The sequence below is a fragment of the Pseudomonas sp. lyk4-R2A-10 genome, from assembly GCF_030209075.1.
GTDB classification, from domain to species: Bacteria; Pseudomonadota; Gammaproteobacteria; order Pseudomonadales; family Pseudomonadaceae; genus Aquipseudomonas; species Aquipseudomonas glycinae.
Genome location: NZ_JARVSR010000003.1, coordinates 348,229 through 365,266 on the forward strand (window position 1 = coordinate 348,229; position 17,038 = coordinate 365,266).

14 protein-coding genes are annotated in these 17,038 nt (G+C 61.1%); 5 read left to right on the top strand and 9 right to left on the bottom strand.

Annotated features, from left to right (window positions below; genetic code table 11):
• Positions 1–104: 104 nt before the first annotated feature.
• The gene (gene acnA / locus QRN46_RS07530) at positions 105–2,846 is read left to right on the top strand and encodes an aconitate hydratase AcnA (RefSeq protein WP_011335206.1); all 2,742 of its coding nucleotides are present in this window, start codon (positions 105–107) and stop codon (positions 2,844–2,846) included.
• 289 nt (positions 2,847–3,135) lie between these two features.
• On the opposite strand, the gene QRN46_RS07535 is transcribed toward acnA, so the two are convergent.
• Together QRN46_RS07535 and QRN46_RS07540 are read right to left on the bottom strand one after the other, a co-directional pair.
• Positions 3,136–3,951: an aminoglycoside phosphotransferase family protein gene (locus QRN46_RS07535; protein WP_011335207.1), complete on the bottom strand. Its 816-nt coding sequence runs from the start codon at positions 3,949–3,951 to the stop codon at positions 3,136–3,138.
• On the bottom strand, positions 3,944–4,432 hold the full coding sequence (locus tag QRN46_RS07540) for an SRPBCC family protein (protein ID WP_007953087.1): 489 nt from the start codon (positions 4,430–4,432) through the stop codon (positions 3,944–3,946). Before QRN46_RS07540 ends, QRN46_RS07535 begins: the two co-directional genes overlap by 8 nt.
• A gap of 196 nt (positions 4,433–4,628) precedes the next feature.
• Between QRN46_RS07540 and QRN46_RS07545 the strand changes: the two genes are divergently transcribed.
• Positions 4,629–5,549 carry an ADP-ribosylglycohydrolase family protein gene (locus QRN46_RS07545; RefSeq protein WP_285354461.1) on the top strand — a complete coding sequence of 307 codons (921 nt, stop codon included), beginning with the start codon at positions 4,629–4,631 and terminating at the stop codon, positions 5,547–5,549.
• Between the two features lie 55 nt (positions 5,550–5,604).
• Complete coding sequence (locus QRN46_RS07550; protein WP_011335209.1) at positions 5,605–6,009, top strand: lysozyme inhibitor LprI family protein; 405 nt, start codon at positions 5,605–5,607, stop codon at positions 6,007–6,009.
• Between the two features lie 139 nt (positions 6,010–6,148).
• On the opposite strand, the gene QRN46_RS07555 is transcribed toward QRN46_RS07550, so the two are convergent.
• The 3 genes from QRN46_RS07555 to QRN46_RS07565 are packed head-to-tail and all read right to left on the bottom strand — an operon-like array spanning position 6,149 to position 9,749.
• On the bottom strand, positions 6,149–7,174 hold the full coding sequence (locus QRN46_RS07555) for a histone deacetylase family protein (RefSeq protein WP_011335210.1): 1,026 nt from the start codon (positions 7,172–7,174) through the stop codon (positions 6,149–6,151).
• Positions 7,175–7,177: 3 nt separating this feature from the next.
• Entirely contained in the window at positions 7,178–8,416 is a 1,239-nt protein-coding gene (locus tag QRN46_RS07560; protein ID WP_011335211.1) for a Zn-dependent hydrolase, read from the bottom strand.
• Positions 8,417–8,438: 22 nt separating this feature from the next.
• On the bottom strand, positions 8,439–9,749 hold the full coding sequence (locus tag QRN46_RS07565) for an MFS transporter (protein WP_011335212.1): 1,311 nt from the start codon (positions 9,747–9,749) through the stop codon (positions 8,439–8,441).
• 161 nt (positions 9,750–9,910) lie between these two features.
• Here QRN46_RS07565 and QRN46_RS07570 point away from each other — a divergent pair, with 161 nt between their 5' ends.
• Entirely contained in the window at positions 9,911–10,846 is a 936-nt protein-coding gene (locus tag QRN46_RS07570) for a LysR family transcriptional regulator (protein WP_011335213.1), read from the top strand.
• On the opposite strand, the gene QRN46_RS07575 is transcribed toward QRN46_RS07570, so the two are convergent.
• From QRN46_RS07575 to QRN46_RS07585, 3 genes are read right to left on the bottom strand one after another with little or no spacing between them, the layout of a single operon-like run.
• The gene (locus QRN46_RS07575; RefSeq protein WP_011335214.1) at positions 10,840–11,769 is read right to left on the bottom strand and encodes a 2-hydroxyacid dehydrogenase; all 930 of its coding nucleotides are present in this window, start codon (positions 11,767–11,769) and stop codon (positions 10,840–10,842) included. The two genes, QRN46_RS07570 and QRN46_RS07575, sit on opposite strands and share 7 nt — an antisense overlap.
• Positions 11,766–12,521 carry a class II aldolase/adducin family protein gene (locus QRN46_RS07580; RefSeq protein WP_011335215.1) on the bottom strand — a complete coding sequence of 252 codons (756 nt, stop codon included), beginning with the start codon at positions 12,519–12,521 and terminating at the stop codon, positions 11,766–11,768. Before QRN46_RS07580 ends, QRN46_RS07575 begins: the two co-directional genes overlap by 4 nt.
• Positions 12,518–13,819 carry an MFS transporter gene (locus tag QRN46_RS07585; RefSeq protein ID WP_011335216.1) on the bottom strand — a complete coding sequence of 434 codons (1,302 nt, stop codon included), beginning with the start codon at positions 13,817–13,819 and terminating at the stop codon, positions 12,518–12,520. Before QRN46_RS07585 ends, QRN46_RS07580 begins: the two co-directional genes overlap by 4 nt.
• Before the next feature lie 144 nt (positions 13,820–13,963).
• Here QRN46_RS07585 and QRN46_RS07590 point away from each other — a divergent pair, with 144 nt between their 5' ends.
• The gene (locus tag QRN46_RS07590) at positions 13,964–14,923 is read left to right on the top strand and encodes a LysR family transcriptional regulator (RefSeq protein ID WP_011335217.1); all 960 of its coding nucleotides are present in this window, start codon (positions 13,964–13,966) and stop codon (positions 14,921–14,923) included.
• A 12-nt stretch (positions 14,924–14,935) separates the two neighbouring features.
• Here QRN46_RS07590 and mrdA read toward each other — a convergent pair whose 3' ends face one another.
• Entirely contained in the window at positions 14,936–16,828 is a 1,893-nt protein-coding gene (gene mrdA / locus QRN46_RS07595; protein ID WP_011335218.1) for a penicillin-binding protein 2, read from the bottom strand.
• Between the last annotated feature and the right edge of the window lie 210 nt (positions 16,829–17,038).

The window sequence follows — 17,038 nt, forward strand, 5'->3', positions numbered from 1 at the left end:
CCCATAGAGTCCAGTTATTAGCCAGCTACTGAAAACAGGGCTACGTTGATAGCTCTGCCCGTCCCCTCAGTCCGTAGCCGTGCGGACTCAAAGGAGTGATCGTAATGCCGTCCCTCGATAGTCTGAATTCTCTGAAAACCCTCAAAGTCGATGACAAGACTTACCACTATTTCAGCCTGCCGGATGCCGCCAAGACCTTGGGCGATCTTGACAAGCTGCCGATGTCGCTGAAAGTCCTGCTGGAAAACCTGCTGCGCTGGGAAGATGAAAAAACCGTCACCGGCGCCGACCTCAAGGCGCTTGCCGCGTGGCTCAAGGAGCGCCGCTCCGACCGCGAAATCCAGTACCGCCCTGCCCGCGTGCTGATGCAGGACTTTACCGGCGTACCGGCCGTGGTCGATCTGGCCGCGATGCGCGCCGCCATGGCCAAGGCCGGCGGTGATCCGCAGCGAATCAACCCGCTGTCGCCAGTGGATCTGGTGATCGACCACTCGGTGATGGTCGACAAATTCGCCAGCGCCAGCGCCTTCGAACAGAACGTCGACATCGAAATGCAGCGCAACGGCGAACGCTATGCTTTCCTGCGCTGGGGCCAGAGCGCCTTCGATAACTTCAGCGTGGTGCCGCCGGGCACCGGGATCTGCCACCAAGTCAACCTCGAATACCTCGGCCGCACGGTGTGGACCAAGGACGAAGACGGCCGCACCTATGCCTTCCCCGACACGCTGGTCGGCACCGACTCCCACACCACCATGATCAACGGCCTCGGCGTACTTGGCTGGGGCGTCGGCGGGATCGAAGCGGAAGCCGCCATGCTCGGGCAACCGGTGTCGATGCTGATTCCGGAAGTGATCGGTTTCAAACTCACTGGCAAGCTCAAGGAAGGCATCACCGCCACCGATCTGGTGCTGACCGTGACCCAGATGCTGCGCAAGAAAGGCGTGGTCGGCAAATTCGTCGAGTTCTATGGCGACGGCCTCGCCGACCTGCCGCTGGCCGACCGCGCGACCATCGCCAACATGGCCCCGGAATATGGCGCGACCTGCGGTTTCTTCCCGGTGGATGACGTGACCCTCGACTACTTGCGCCTGTCCGGCCGCCCGCCTGAAGTGGTGAAACTGGTCGAGGCGTACACCAAGGCTCAGGGCCTGTGGCGCCTGCCCGGTCAGGAACCGGTGTTCACCGACAGCCTGGCGCTGGACATGGGCAGCGTCGAAGCCAGCCTCGCCGGGCCTAAACGTCCGCAGGACCGTGTCTCGCTGCCGAATGTCGGCCAGGCGTTCAGTGACTTCCTCGACTTGCAGTTCAAACCTACCAGCAAAGAAGAAGGACGTCTGGAAAGCGAAGGCGGTGGTGGCGTGGCGGTGGGCAATGCCGATCTGGTCGGCGAAACGGACTACGAGTACGACGGCCACACCTATCGCCTGAAAAACGGCGCGGTGGTGATTGCCGCGATCACCTCCTGCACCAACACCTCCAACCCGAGTGTGATGATGGCGGCTGGGCTGCTGGCGAAAAAAGCCGTGGAAAAAGGCCTGACCCGCAAGCCGTGGGTGAAGAGTTCGCTGGCTCCGGGTTCGAAAGTCGTCACCGATTACTACAAGGCCGCCGGATTGACGCAGTACCTCGATCAGCTCGGTTTTTCGCTGGTCGGCTATGGCTGCACCACTTGTATCGGCAACTCCGGGCCGCTGCCGGAACCGATCGAAAAAGCCATCCAGAAAGCCGACCTGACCGTGGCTTCGGTACTGTCCGGCAACCGCAACTTCGAAGGCCGGGTGCATCCGCTGGTGAAAACCAACTGGCTGGCCTCGCCACCGCTGGTCGTCGCTTACGCCCTGGCCGGCAGTGTGCGCACCGACATCAGCAGCGAGCCGCTGGGTAACGACCAGCAGGGCAATCCGGTTTACCTGCGAGACATCTGGCCGAGCAGCAAGGAAATCGCCGACGCGGTAAATCAGGTCAATACGGCGATGTTCCACAAGGAATACGCCGAAGTGTTTGCCGGCGACGAACAGTGGCAAGCCATCGAAGTCCCGCAAGCGGCGACCTATGTCTGGCAAGCGGATTCGACCTACATCCAGCATCCGCCGTTCTTCGATGACATTGCCGGGCCTTTGCCGGTGATCGCCGATGTGAAAGGTGCTCGAGTGCTGGCTTTGCTGGGCGATTCGGTGACCACCGACCACATCTCCCCCGCCGGCAACATCAAGGCCGACAGCCCGGCCGGACGTTACTTGCGCGAGCAAGGCGTCGAGCCACGGGACTTCAACTCCTACGGCTCACGCCGGGGCAACCACGAAGTGATGATGCGCGGCACGTTTGCCAACATCCGTATCCGCAACGAAATGCTCGGCGGCGAAGAAGGTGGCAACACGATCTACATTCCGACCGGCGAGAAACTGGCGATCTACGACGCGGCCATGCGTTATCAAGCCTCAGGCACGCCGCTGGTGGTGATTGCCGGGCAAGAATACGGCACCGGTTCCAGCCGTGACTGGGCTGCCAAGGGCACCAACCTGCTGGGCGTTAAAGCGGTGATCGCCGAAAGCTTCGAGCGCATCCACCGTTCCAACCTGGTGGGCATGGGCGTGCTGCCGTTGCAGTTCAAGCTCGATCAGAACCGCAAGAGCCTGAACCTCACCGGCAAGGAAACCCTGGATATTCAGGGCCTGAGCGGTGTCGAGCTGACGCCACGGATGAACCTGACCCTGGTCATCACCCGTGAAAACGGGCGTCAGGAGAAAATCGAAGTGCTGTGCCGCATCGACACCTTGAACGAGGTGGAGTACTTCAAGTCCGGCGGGATTCTGCATTACGTGTTGCGCCAGTTGATTGCTTCGTAAAACCTGCAGATGCAGAAACACCGCCGATTGGCGGTGTTTCTGTTTGGGCACGGCACTTTTCTGCGGGCGAAAAAAAACCCGCCGAAGCGGGTTTTTCCCAAGACCATTATCGACTCCCTGTCGGCAGCGATCCTTGCTAATGGTCGATCATCCGTGATCCTGAAACACTCCCTGTGCTTCAGTTGATGAGGCTAGATTACGCTCTGGATCCAATCGGCAATAGTCGAAAAAGCTACCAGCGCGTGTAAGACATTCGCCATAGCAGGCCTTCCGAAAACCCTTAGGCGTGTCAGGCATCAAGTGCAGAAGCCGCCAGTTGCGCGACTTTCAGCTGTCCGTTGGCGGCTTTTCGCTCGTCATCTTCCATGAACCACGCGGCAGACAGTCCGGCGAAGGCCAGTACCCATTGCAGCAGGCGCTTGCGTTCAATTGCCGCTGCTTCGCAGATCACATTGACTTGGTGCCGAAAGCGCTCCGGATCGGTGGCCGTCTGCAATTCCGGGTTGCAGATCAGGTTGGCGTAGTCATAACCGCGCTCGCCCTGCACCCGCTTGGGGTCGATGGCCAGCCAGCCCCGTGGGCCGAAATCGAGGACGTTGTCGTGGTGCATGTCGCCGTGCAGCACCACTACGTCATGCGGCTCGGCAAGCAAGGTCTGGGCGGTTTGCAGGCATTCGGCGTATTGGCCGCCGTATCGGGTCGCCGCCACTCGTAATGATGCGAACCACGGCGCGAGTTCCACCAACGGCGGTGGCGGCGTCAGACGCGGTGCGTGCAGCCGGGCCAAGGATCGGCACATGATCCGCGAGGCCTCGTCGTCCTCGCCGTTGAGCGCCATGTGCATCAACGAACGCTGGCCCATCGCCCGCTCCAGCAACAGGCCTTCGTCGTGATGGGCAAGCACCCGGGCGGCGCCGTCGCCGTCCCACCAGGTCATCAGCAGGTTGCCGTACTTTTCTTCGTCGTCCACCGCGACTTTCAGCATCGCCGGAGTATCGTCCTGACGCACCGGCAACAGGCGGCTGCCCGGGGTGATGATCGGCTCGCCGTCCGGCGCCAGCGCCCAGCGTCCCAGCCACGGCGCGAACAGGTCGAGATCAGCCACCTTCACGCTCACGGGCCCGGTCGCTCTCCGTGAGGAAGTGCTCAAGTCGACTCAACTGTTCCTCCCAGCCCCGACTGTCCATGTAGTAGGCCTCTTTCTGGCGCACGTCGGGGATGTGCGCAAAGCCTGATTCGGAGACCTTCAGCAGCGTGCCGTTCTCGTAGTCCTGCAGTTCGAATTTGACCAGCGTGGTCGGTTCCTGGGAGTAGTCGATTTTCGGGTTCACCGCGTACGGGTGCCAGCGAAATGAGAACAGCTGCTGCGGCTCGACCCGCTCCACCAGCACGTTCCAGAGCACATGTTCATAACCGGGGTAAGTGACCTGCCCCTGCGTCCATTCGCCGGCGATAAACCGCCGGCCCTCCAGCGCAACGCCGAACCACTGGCCGAACGCCTCGGCATCGACCAGGGCGCGCCAGACATGGGAGCGCGGCGACCTGAGCATGATCTTGCGTTCAAAGCTGTTGGGTACTGGTTTCATACGTCACCTCCTGTTTTGAACAGTAGGCTTGTATGACCACATGTCCAATCCGAAGTTGTATCAATCCAGTGCAAAGGTCGGCTCTGATTGAAATATCCGGCAGTATTTTGCGGCGCCGGTTCGTCAGAATGCGCACGGATCAGCGTTGCGAAACTGATAACGTTCGCAGCGAACTGAACGACACAAGGACGTCATCATGCAGCCCTCCCTCCCCGAACGTTACCGTGGCGCCCTGCTCGGCCTGGCCTGCGGCGATGCCGTGGGAACCAGCGTCGAATTCCAGCCTCGCGGCAGCTTCCAGCCCCTGACCGACATGGCCGGTGGCGGGCCGTTTCGCCTGAAGCCCGGACAATGGACCGACGACACCTCGATGGCGTTGTGCCTGGCGGAAAGTCTGCTTAACAAAAACGGCTTCGACGCCGCTGACCAGATGGGTCGCTATCTGAACTGGTGGCAATGGGGTTATCTGAGTTCGACCGGCGAATGCTTCGATATCGGCATGACCGTGAGTCAGGCGCTGGATCGCTATCAACACACCGGAGAGCCGTTTGCCGGCTCTACTGACCCGCACAGTGCCGGCAATGGCTCGTTGATGCAACTGGTGCCCGTGGTTCTGTTTTATTTCCCCGATGCCCGGAAAATCAGGCGATTCGCCGCCGACAGTTCGCGCACCACGCACGCGGCACCGGAGGCCATCGAATGCTGCCAGCTGTTTGCCGACCTGCTCGGCAAGGCCCTGGAAGGCGCATCGAAAGCGCAACTGCGCACCCTGCCGCCAACAGCCTTCAGCCAGTCCAAGGTCGCGGCGATTGCCCAGGGCGAGTACCTGCACAAGACCGAGCGCGACATTCGCGGCAGCGGTTACTGCGTCGAATCCCTGGAAGCGGCGTTATGGTGCTTCCACCACACCGACAGTTTTGCCGCAGCCGTCCTGCGAGCGGCCAATCTGGGGGATGACGCAGACACCACGGCCGCCATCGTCGGCCAGTTGGCCGGCGCCCATTATGGTGTGCAGGGAATCCCGTCCGGGTGGCTGGAAAAGCTGCATGACGGAGAAGAGATCGCCGCGACTGCCGAACGGTTGCTCAACGCATCCAGACATCGCACACCTTCTTAGCGCCATGAAGTCGCTAAACTGCCCGGCACGTTCATTCATCAAAGCGAGATGACTCATGTCCCCACGCCTGCTTCTGGCCCTGACGCCTTTTCTTTTCACTTCCGTTGCTCACGCTGCCGTGGACTGCGCTAATGCCAGCGATCAGGCCACCATGAACCAGTGCGCCGCGCAGGAAAACAAGGCGGCGGACAAGGAGTTGAATACGGTTTATCAGCAGATTACCGCTCGGTTGAAGGACAACCCTGATGGCAAGAAACTGCTGGTGAGCGCGCAACGGGCGTGGATCGGCTTTCGCGATACCGAGTGCAAGTTTTCGGCATCCGGGGTGGCAGGCGGGAGTGTTTATCCGTTGATCTACAACAATTGCATCACCTCAGTGACAAAGACGCGAACCGAGGCGCTCAAGCAGTATTTGAAGTGTGAGGAAGGTGACATGAGCTGCCCGGTGCCCGGAGCCTGATCTTCCAGAGTTATTGAAGGCCTCATCGCTGGCAAGCCAGCTCCCACAGTTTTTGTGTCGATCACAAAAAACTGCAACTGCACAAACCCCTGTGGGAGCTGACTTGTCAGCGATGGCGACCTGTCGGATCACATCAATTTCAGATCTGCCACACCTCAGCATTCACGAAAAACGCCCGTGCGTTGTCTTCGAGACTTTCCAGGTGATAGCCGCCCTCCTGCACGATCAGGCATGGCAGGTCCAGGCTGCGGATCCGCTCGCCCAGTGCTGCAAAACCTTCGCGGGTCACAGCGACCTTGCTTTGCGGGTCCAGCTCATAGATATCGAAGCCCAACGACAGCACCAGCACCTCAGCGCCGAACTCGCGCACGGCAGCCAAAGCGACTTCCAGTTGCCCAAGGAAATCCGCTTCGCTTGAACCATGGGCCATCGGCAGGTTGAGGTTGAAGCCCTCCCCCGCGCCGCTGCCACGTTCGTCGGCGAACCCGGCGACGCCCGGATAGAAGTTGGTCGGATCGCCATGCACCGAGACGTAGAGCACGTCATCGCGGTCGTAGAAAATCTCCTGAATGCCCTGGCCGTGGTGCATGTCGGTGTCGAGTACCGCGACTTTTTCAAACTTGTCGCGCAGCACCTGCGCCGCCACCGCTGCGTTGTTCACGTAGCAGAAACCGCCCGCCGCTTCGGCCCGGGCATGATGCCCCGGCGGACGGCACAGGGCGTAGGCTGCCGGCTCGCCATCAATCAACGCCTGCGCCCCGGCCACTGCGCTTTGCGCCGACCAGTAGGCCGAGCGCCAGGTCTGCTCGCCGACCGGGCAACTGCCGTCCGCCAGATAGCGCGCCGCTTGGGCGAGAATGCCGCGCAAAGCGTTGGGCTCGCGGACGAAAATGTTCGACATCACTTCATCGCCCCAGTCTTCGGGGATTTCCTTCCAGCGTGCGTGCGCTTCCTGAAGAAAGGTCAGATACGGCGCGCCATGCACCGCCAGCAACGGCGCGAGACCGGCATCGGCGGGTTGCTCGACACTGAAGCCCAGACCGTGGGCGGCCTGCACCAGACGTTGCGCACGCTCGGGAACTTCCTGCGGCGTACGCATCTGCCCGCGCGAGTAATAGCTGCGTGGATGGTGGAGCAATTGTTCGGGGTGGAAAAAACTGCGCATGGTTCAGGCTTCCTGTTCGATTCGACCGGCGCGGGCCAGCACGGCGTTGAGCAATACATCGGTGCCCTGCTTCACGTCTTCGGGCAACACGTCTTCGGCTTCGTTGTGGCTCAGGCCGCCAACACACGGGATGAATACCATCGCCGTCGGGCAGTAGCGCGCGAGGTGAATCGCGTCATGCCCGGCGCCGCTGACAATCGACTGCTGAGCGTAGCCCAGCGCATCCACCGCTTCTTGCACGGCTGCCACGCATTCGGCGTCGAACGGCGTGGCCGGGCTGTTCCAGTGCTGGGTGATCGTCAGGTTCAGGCCTCGGCCATCGGCGATGGCCTGCAACCGGGCGCGGACCTGTTGCTCCATGGCGGCAATGGCGTCGTCGCGGTGATGACGCAGATCGACGGTGAAATTCACCAGCCCCGGAATGGTGTTGCGCGAGGATTTATTGATGCTCAACTCGCCGACCGTGGTCAGACCTTCGGGGGCAAAATCCGCCGCCAGACCTTCAATCGCCTGAATCATCCGCGCCACGCCGTACAGCGCATCTTTGCGCAGCGGCATCGGCGTGGTACCGGCGTGGGCAGCCATGCCTTCCACGCGCACGTCGAGCCAGCGGATCGCCTGACCGCCCGTGACCACGCCGATGCTTTTGGCGTTGTCTTCGAGGATCGGGCCTTGTTCGATGTGCGCTTCAAAATACGCGTCCACCGCGCCGCCCAACGGACGCTCACCGGCGTAACCGGTACGCTGCAAAGCATCGGCGACGCTGATGCCATCGATATCGCGTACCGTCAGCGCGGCGTTCAGATCCATGATCCCGGTGAACACCGCCGAGCCGAACATGGCCGGGGTGAAGCGCGCGCCTTCTTCGTTGGTCCACACCGCCACTTCCAGCGGTTTGCGGGTCTGGATGTTCTGGTCGTTTAGGCAACGCACCACTTCCAGACCGGCGAGTACACCGTAGACGCCATCGAAACGCCCGCCTTCGGGCTGGGTGTCGAGGTGGCTGCCCATCATCACCGGCGCGGCGTCCGAATCGGTGCCGGCGCGACGGGCGAACAGGTTGCCGATGGCGTCCACGCTCAGGGTCATGCCGGCTTCGCGGCACCAGTGGGCGAACAGTTCGCGACCGGCCTTGTCTTCGTCGCTCAATGCCAGACGGCAGCTGCCGCCTCGGGCTGTCGCACCGATTTCGGCCATGGCCATCAGGCTCGCCCACAGGCGTTCGCCATTGATTTTCAACATGAGGTTCTCCTGAGATTCCGGGTCAGGCACGGGCCATTTCCGCGCGATGGACGTTGGCGTGACGACGAGCGAGAGACAGCACGCAGACCAGCGAAATGCCGGCGATCAGGCTGTAGAACACCGCCATCGGCCACCACTGCCCGGTAAATTTGTGCGCCAGCATCGTGCCGATCAGCGGCGTCAGCCCACCGGCCACCGCGCCGCAAATCTGATAGGCCAGCGAGATCGCGGTGTAGCGCACGCGGGTCTCGAACATGCCGCTGACGTAGCCGGCGATCACTGCGTAGAACGAGGCCATGCACACCACCGCCAGCGCGATGCCGAGGATGATCAGCGGCGCCTGGGCCGAACTGACCAGCACGAACATCGGGTACGGCGAGGCCATCGCCAGCAGCGACACCAGGCACAGGAAACGCGTCGCGCCGATCTTCTCCGCCGTCCACGCGGCCAGCGGCTGGACGCAGAACTGGATGATCGCGACGAAGAACAGGCATTCGAGAATCAACGAACGCGGCAGTGCCAGTTGCTGAGTGGTGTAGGCGATCATGAAGGTGTTGGTGAAATACACCCCGGCGATGCCCAGCGTGTTGGCACCGATGCACAGCAACAGCGGACGCCACGCGGTGCGCAACACTTCCATCACCGGCGCTTGTTCATTCTTGATTTGCTTGCTGGCCTGCTCGCGGCTGGCGAGGAATTCCGGCGATTCGTTCACGCCCAGTCGGATCGCCAGGCCCACCAGCAGCAACAGCGCACTGGCGAGAAACGGCAGGCGCCAGCCCCAGCTCATCAGGTCTTCTTCCGGCAAACGGGTCACCGCGCTGAAGGCCAGCAGCGACAGAATCAAACCCGCCGGACTGCCCAGTTGCGCGAACGAAGCGAAGAAATTGCGCCGGCCCTTCGGCGCATGTTCGCCAGCCATCAACACCGCCCCGCCCCACTCGCCACCGACGGCGATGCCCTGGACGATACGCAGCAGAATCAGCAGCACCGGAGCCGTCGCGCCGATCTGCGCGTAGGTCGGCAGCAGACCGATGCACACCGTGACCACGCCCATCATCAACAGCGTGATGATCAGGGATTTCTTGCGGCCGATGCGGTCGCCGATATGACCGAAAATGATCCCGCCCAATGGCCGGGCAAAGAAGCCCACGGCGAAGGTGCCGAACGCGGCCATGGTGCTGAACAGCGGATCGTCGGAGGGAAAGAACAGCGCGCCGAACACCAGCGCGGCGGCGGTGGCGTAGATGTAAAAGTCGTACCACTCGATCATGGTGCCGATGAAGGCTGCGGCCGCCGCACGGCGCGGCTGGTTCGAAGCGTGGGGCTTCATGGGTCGGGCTCCTTTGATTGTTTTTTTGGCAGGAGGAAAACGTAAATCCAAGGCGCTCTGGCGGCGCCTGTCGTGGGGTGATTTATCGTCCCGGGGCTATGATTAGTCAATTTTCTATTTATTATTCCGAGTATTACCCTTCCTTATAATCGAGAAATCCCATGGCCGAACGCGACGTCCAGCGCCTGCTCAACGACCGCCTCGACTGGAACCTGTTGCGCACCTTTCGGGTGATCGGTCAGGAGCTGAGCATCAGCCGCGCCGCCGCGCGTCTGCACCTGACGCAACCGGCGGTGAGCCAGGCGCTCAAGCGTCTTGAGGAGCAACTGGGTCGCCAGCTGATCGCCCGGCGCGGCCCGCGCTTTGCCCTTACCGAAGTCGGCGAGCAGATCTTCGAACTGGCCGGCGAGATCTACGGGCAGATGTCCCAGGTCAGCAGCCTGCTGGAGCAACCGGCCGACGAAGTGATCGGCAAGGTGCGACTGCTGATCATCAGTCGGATCTTTTCCGATCGCTTCGATGACTTCCTCGCCGACTTCCATAGGCTGTATCCACGGGTCGATCTGGAGGTCGACGTGATGCGCAGTTCGGACATCGTCAGCGCCCTTCAGGAGAAAACCGCGACCCTCGGCCTGAGCCTCAATCGCCGCCCGCAACCGCGTCTGGAACAGCGTCTGTTTCTGCGTCAACGCTATGCGTTTTTCTGTGGCAAACACCACGCGCTGTTTGGCCGACAGGACATCGGCGAAGGCGATCTGCAGCGTGAGAACTTCGTCAGTTTCACCAGCGACCAGATTGGCGGCATGCTCTCGCCGCTGACGATTTTTCGCGATCAACAGGGCTTCAGCGGACGCATCGTTGCCTCCTCGCCAAGCCTGGAAGAGGTGCGGCGACTGGTGATCGCCGGGTTCGGTATCGGTTGTTTGCCGGAGCATGTGGTGGCGGCGGACGTCGAGGCCGGATTGCTCTGGCGCCTGCCGCCCCACGAGGGGATTGCCGATGTCGACATTCATCTGCTGTGGAATCGCGAGCAGCGCATGAGCCGCGCCGAGACGCTGTTCATCGAACGCTTGCAGGCCTGTCTGGCGGATCAGTAACCGAGTAGCCGATCCGCGCTGTTGAGCAAAGGCTCACCGGCATTCAGACGGCGGAAGTTCTCGGCGATCTGCTCCGCAATGCAGTCATGAGACGCCGCCGAGGCCATGTGCGGGGTGATGGTCACGCCCGGAGTTTTCCACAACGGATGATCGGCGGGCAGCGGTTCCTGTTCGAAGACATCGAGCAGCGCACCGCGCAGTTTTCCACGGGCCAGCGCTTGTTGCAGATCGTCGATATTCAAATGACCGCCGCGTCCGACGTTGACCAGTGCCGCGCCATTGCCCAGACGCTCGAACGTCTGGCGATTAAGGATGCCGCGCGTCTCGTGAGTCAGTGGCAACAGGTTGATCAGCAACTCCACGCCTTCGAGGAACGGATTGAAGGCGTCGATGCCGGCGTAGGTCTGCACGCCCGGCAAATTCTTGCTACTCCGCGCCCAGCCCCGCACGTCGTAACCGGCACTGGCCAGGTCTTGGACGATCGCGCTGCCGAGCGAGCCGAGCCCCATCACACCGATCCGGAACTCATGGGCCGGGCGTTGCAGCGGTCGCTCCCAATGCTGTTGGCGTTGTTGCTCCAGCACTTGATCGAAGCCGCGATGAAAATGAATCACCGCCCAGCGTACGTACTCGGTCATACCTTGGCGGTGGCCGGGATCGACCACCCGGCACACCGGCAGATCCGGGCATGACGGATCGTGCTCCAGGTGATCGATGCCGGCGGCGACCGAGTGAATCACTTGCAGATTGGGCAACGCGGCGAGGCTGTCCGACAACGGAAACCAGCACGCTGCGATCTGCGCATTCACCGCCCGGGGATCGTCAGCCAGCACCGCCGAAAGCTGCGGCGCACGGCGAGCAAAGGCTTCCTGCAATTGTTTGAGCAATAGCGTATCGCGGGACATCAGTGCAACGGTGTTCATGACAGATAGGACTCGCGCTGGGATTCGATCAGGGTCAGTGCGGCCTCCCAGGCCAGGTCGATGATGTTGTCCTGCTCATCGCGGTCGAACTGTTCGGCGGTGTGGGCGCAGACTTCCGGCGACGGGAAATGCAGCTCGCAACCGCCGGCCAGCGCTTGCACCTGGGCCTGGCAGGCGCGCTCCAGAAAGTGGATTTCCTGGAACGCCTGGGCCACCCCAGAACCACCGACCAGCAAACCGTGATTGCGCAGGATCATCGCCCGATGCGGGCCGAGGTCGGCGATCAACCGCTCGCGCTCATCCAGCGACAAGGCGATGCCTTCGTAGGTGTGGTAAGCGAGTTTTCCGTAGAACTTCAGCGCGTGCTGACTGATCGGCAGCAGGCCTTGTTTCTGCGCAGCGACGGCCATGCCGGCGGCGGTGTGAGTGTGGATCACACAGTTCAGATCCGGGCGCGCCATGTGGATCGCCGAGTGGATCACGAAGCCGGCAGCGTTGACCCGATGCCCGGCGTATTCAGGGTCGACGATGCGTCCGTCCTGATCGATGCGCACCAGATCGGAAGCGCGCATGCGGTCGAAAATCACCCCGTAGCGATTGATCAGGAAATGATGCTCCGGCCCCGGAATCCGCAGCGTGATGTGGGTGTCGATCAGGTCGGTCATGCGAAAGTGCGCGATCAGGCGGTACAGCGCCGCGAGCTCGCAACGGGCTTGCCATTCGATCGGGTCAATGTGGGCGGGCTTACTCACGAATACACCTCTTTGTTGGTATGAAGGGTGACCGGGTTGGCCCGCAGACGTGCGAGGCCACAGACACCGATCAGAGACAGGGCCGACAGCAACGTGAAGAACACCGCCAATGGCAGCCACTGCCCGGAGAACTTGCTGGCCAGCAGCGTACCGATCAGCGGCGTGGTGCCGCCGGCTACTGCGCAGCTCAGTTGGTAAGCGATGGAGATGCCCGAATAGCGCAGATGCACCGGGAAGGCCTGGGTCATGTACCCGGCGATCACCGCGTACAGGGCCGAGAGAATCACCACCGCGACGGCGATGCCGAGGGTCATCAACAGAATGTTCTGAGTGCCGACCAGCAGGAACATCGGGTACGGCGTGACCGTGCACAGCAACGCCACCAGCATCAGGAATCGGCCCTCGCCGATGCGCTCGGCGAGCAGTGCCGACAACGGTTGCGAGAGCAATTGAATGATCGTCACCAGGAACAGGCTGTCGAGAATGGTCGCCCTTGGGATGCCCTGATATTGGGTGACGTAGGTGATCATGAAGGTGTTGGTGAAGAAGAACCCGGCCGAGCCGATGGTGACGGCGGCGGCAGCAAACAGGATCTGCCGCCAGCACTGACGGATCACGTCTTTCACCGGGTATTTGGCGGTTTCGTTGTTGTCTTTGGCCTTGGCGAATTCCGGCGATTCATGCACCCCGGAACGGATCATCAGACCGACCATCATCAGCACGCCGCTGGCAAGAAACGGCAGACGCCATCCCCAGGCGAGGAAGTCTTCCGGGGACAGCGACGTCACCAGTCGAAACGCGATCAACGCCAGCAGCAAACCCGCCGGGCTGCCGAGCTGGGCGAACGAGGCGTAAAAGGTTTTGCGTTTGGCCGGGGCGTGTTCGCTGGCCATCAACACCGCCCCGCCCCACTCGCCGCCGACGGAGATGCCCTGGATCAGGCGTAATACGATCAACCCGATCGGCGCCCAGATGCCGACGCTGGCGTAGCTCGGCAATAGACCAATACCGGCGGTGGCGAGGCCCATCAGTGCCATGGTCACCAGCAGCATTTTCTTGCGACCGAGGCGATCACCCAGATGTCCGAACACCATGCCGGCCATCGGGCGGGCGATGAAGCCGACGGCGAAACTGCCGAACGCCGCGAGTGTGCTGGTCACCGGATCGCTGCTGGGAAAGAACACTTGCCCGAGCACCAGTGCGGCGGCGGTGGCGTAGATGTAGAAATCGTAAAACTCGATGGTCGTGCCAATGAAGGCAGCGGCCGCGGCGCGACGCGGCTGAGCGGTGGTGTGCATGCAAGAACCCTGTGTATTTATAGTTTTGGGCAGGTATCGAGGCGGCTGACGGTCGCGCTCTGTGGCGCTTGTGGGCTTTATCGCTTCCGTGACAGGATTAGTCAATTTTCAAAAACTTATCTTTACTATTAGCGTGACTACTACATGACTTCTACTGCTAATCCTTGGGTCGGTCGGCGTTTTCTCAATGACCGGCTGGACTGGAACCTGCTGCGCACGTATCTGGTGATCGGTCAGGAAGGCAGCATGAGCCGTGCTGCTGCGCGATTGCACATCACCCAATCAGCCGTCAGCCAGGCGTTGAAACGTCTCGAGGAACAACTGGATTGTGTGTTGATTGCGCGCAGCGGACGGCGCTTTGATCTGACGGAAACCGGGGAGGAAGTCCTGCGGATTGCGGCGGACATCTATGGGGATATTTCCCGTCTGGGCACCGTGGTCGAGAATCGCCATGACGACGTGGTGGGCAAGATCCGTATCCTCACCGTCAGTGGCGTTCAGGCGCGGCATTACGATGAGTTTCTTGCGGACTTCCACGAAACTCACCCGAAAATCGAGCTGGAAGTCGAGGTGATGGGCAGCTCGAACATCATCAGTTCATTGCTGCAAAAGACTGCTACGGTGGGGGTCGGACTGTGTCGATTGCCCCAACCAAGGTTGGAGCAACGGGTACTGTTTCGTGAGCGCTATGCGTACTTTTGCGGACAGCGACATCGATTGTTCGGGCAGCAGAATCTGACGCTGGAGCAACTGGCGGCGGAGAACTTCGTCAGCTTCACCAGCGATCAGCTCGGTGGCAATCTTTCGCCATTGACGCTGTTTCGTGACCAGCAGGGGTTTACCGGCAAGATCGTTGCTTCCTCCACCAGTTTCGAAGAGATTTATCGCCTGATCTGTGCGGGGTTCGGGATTGGTTGCTTGCCGATTCACCTGGTGCGACGGGATGTCGAACAGGGTTTGCTGTGGCGCTTGCCGCCGGAGGATGGGGTGGTGGATTTCGATATTCAGCTGCTGTGGAACCGCGAGCAGAAGATGACTCAGGCGGAAACGGTATTCCTCGACAGCTTCCAGCACATGCTCAGCTTGCGTGAGCCTGTGCTGTGAAGCTTTAGCGGGTTACACGTGAGGATCGCCCGGCGCTTTGGTCGGCGCCGCGTATTGCGGCTTGAGGTGACCGTCCTGGTCGAGTAGCCAGGCGTCCATGATCTGCCGCACCACCGGACCTGCGACTCGGCCACCAGCCTCGCCGTTTTCGATCATTACCGAGATCGCGATTTTCGGATGTTCGGCGGGCGCAAAGCCAACGAACAAGGCGTTGTCACGGTGACGTTCGAGGGTTTTCTCGCGGTTGTAGCGCTCACCCTGCTTGATCGCCACCACTTGCGCCGTACCACTCTTGCCGGCGATGCGGTATTGCGCACCGGCCGCTGCCGCACGAGCAATGCCGCGGGCATCGTGCATCACCATCTGCATGCCGTGGTTGACCTGCTCCCAGTCACGCGGATCCTTGAGCAGGATGTTCGGCATCGGGTGCTCGTCCACCGGCGCCACACCGTCGACGGTCTTGGCCAGGTGCGGACGGTTCCAGACGCCCTTGTTGGCGATCAGTGCGGTGGCTTGAGCCAGTTGCAGCGGCGTGACTTGCATATAGCCCTGGCCTATGCCGAGGATCACGGTTTCGCCGGGGAACCAGGCCTGACGCCGGGTGGCGCGCTTCCACGCCTGGGACGGCATCAAGCCCGGTGACTCCTCGAACATGTCGAGCGAGACTTTCTCGCCAAGGCCGAACATCGCCATGTAGTCGTGAAGGCGATCGATGCCGAGCTTGTGCGCCAGGTCGTAGAAGTAGGTGTCGTTGGACCGCATGATCGCTGCATCCATGTCTACCCAACCGTCGCCGCTGTGGTTCCAGTTGCGATACTTGTGGTCGAAATCCGGCAGTTGGTAGTAGCCCGGATCGAAGACTCGGGTTTGTGGAGTGACGACACCGGCGTCGAGGCCAGCGATGGCCACTTCCGGCTTGATCGTCGAACCGGGTGCATACAGACCGCGCAGCACGCGGTTGAATAGCGGACGGTCGATGGAGTCGCGCAGCGCGGAATATTCCTTGGAGCTGATACCGGTCACGAACAGATTGGGGTCGAAGCTCGGGTTGCTGACCATGGCCAGCACTTCGCCGGTAGAGGGGTCCAGTGCAACGACCGAGCCGCGACGGTCGCCCAGTGCGGCTTCGGCGGCTTCCTGGAGTTTGACGTCGAGGCTCAGGACAATGTTTTTGCCTGGTATTGGATCGGTGTGTTTCAGGACCCGTAGTACTCGACCTTGTGCGTTGGTCTCTACCTCCTCGTAACCGACGTGGCCGTGCAGCTGTGGCTCGTAGAAGCGTTCGATACCCGTCTTGCCGATGGATTGGGTGCCACGGTATTCGACGGAGTCGAGGGTTTTGGATTCTTTTTCGTTGATACGGCCAACGTAACCGATCGAGTGTGCGAAGTGCGCACCCAACGGGTAGTTACGAACGAATTGTGGCTCGACATCCAGGCCCGGTAGACGGAACTCGTTAACTGCCAGCACGGCGATCTGTTCTTCGGTTAGCTCATAGAACAGCGTTACGGGTGTAAACGGATGACGCGACTGCTTCATGGCTTTGTCAAAGACTGCGCGGTCTTCGGCGGGCAGGTGCAGGAGGTTGATGACTTCATCCAGCTCTTGATTGACGTCAGTCGCCCGTTCGCGGGTGATGGTCAGGTTGTAGCTGGGACGATTATCGGCCAGCAACACGCCGTTGCGATCGTAAATCAGGCCGCGTGTCGGCGGGATCGGCAGGACATGGACGCGATTGTTTTCAGAGATGGTCGAGTGGTAATCGAACTCGACGACTTGCAGGATGTACAGGCGTACCACCAGGGCACAACTGATGGCGAAAACGAACAAGGCACAGGCGATCAGGCGTTTGTTGACCAGCCGCGTTTCTTTTTCGTGGTCCTTGATAGGGATGGGTTCAGGCATTTCTGCAGCCACTCTTTGACAAAAAATAAGCGCCGATCCTTGGGCATGACATCAGTCCGTTAAAAAACGAGCTGCACCATACCAAAAACCGGGCGGTCATTTCAGAAGGATTTCCCCAATGGTTCCGGTCGAGACGGCTGGAGGTTTCTCCAGGCACTTTCCTGCGGGCAAAACAAAACCCCAACTGCTTTCGCAATTGGGGTTTCGGAA